The organism is Planktothrix paucivesiculata PCC 9631 (genome assembly GCF_900009265.2).
Lineage (GTDB): Bacteria > Cyanobacteriota > Cyanobacteriia > Cyanobacteriales > Microcoleaceae > Planktothrix > Planktothrix paucivesiculata.
This window is the reverse complement of record NZ_LR735058.1, coordinates 1-730: the sequence shown is the minus strand read 5'-3', so window position 1 is coordinate 730 and position 730 is coordinate 1. Positions and strand designations below refer to the sequence as shown.

Annotated in this window: 2 protein-coding genes; both read right to left on the bottom strand. The window is 40.4% G+C overall.

Features of this window, described 5'->3' with window-relative positions:
* Nucleotides 1-118 precede the first annotated feature (118 nt).
* Nucleotides 119-319: a hypothetical protein gene (locus PL9631_RS25605; protein WP_156090718.1), complete on the bottom strand. Its 201-nt coding sequence runs from the start codon at nt 317-319 to the stop codon at nt 119-121.
* A gap of 6 nt (nt 320-325) precedes the next feature.
* A complete protein-coding gene (locus PL9631_RS25600) occupies nt 326-541 on the bottom strand; it encodes a helix-turn-helix domain-containing protein (protein WP_156090717.1) in 216 nt (71 codons plus the stop codon).
* Nucleotides 542-730 lie beyond the last annotated feature (189 nt).

Sequence of the window (730 nt, the reverse complement as noted above, 5' to 3'; positions counted from 1 at the left end):
CTTATCTGACCTTCTGACTTCATTAGCTAGTTAATCATTCGTTTCCTTTTCTGTTACTTTTTCAGCAAGCCCTAGTTAAGTAGGTGGGCGAGAAAATCGACAAGTATGTAACGAAAAATTAACTTGGTTGTGGCTCCGAGTGAAATTTCATCCGTTGTGTACTGTAGTTTCCTCTTTCTGCCCTAGCTTGAATACCATTAATTACCGCATAAGCCAGGTCTAATTCATCCTCAAATGTTTGTCCTGATAGTTCATCTTTTTTGAGATGTTGCCACTCTAATTCAATTTGGCTTTCCCCCCGCGACCCGGTTGTTCCCATAACCCTTCAGATCCTGTCCTTTTCCCATTTGTGCAACACTTCTCTGACAGTCTGTGCCGTCCAATTGAAATAAGTTGCTATTTTTTCGACGTACCAACCTTGTGAGTTTAAGCGAATCACTTCGGCTCGGTCTTTAACTTTTTGTGGCACATCTGCTGTTCTGAGCTTGAACAGGGTTTTGTCTTGCTCACCAGTCAGAAATACCCTTAAACGAGCACCCATATTTTCATCACCTCGGTAGATTTCTTCTCCCTCTTTATTTATCTTTACATACTTTTGTTTCTTCCTGCCTACCTACTTAACATTGCCCAGTTTGAGTCAAACTAGGCAATGTTTGAAAGCAATAAATACATGAATACTTTACAAAACTTTACGTCGTGCTAAATTTTGCGCGTATCTTGTCTTTACCCC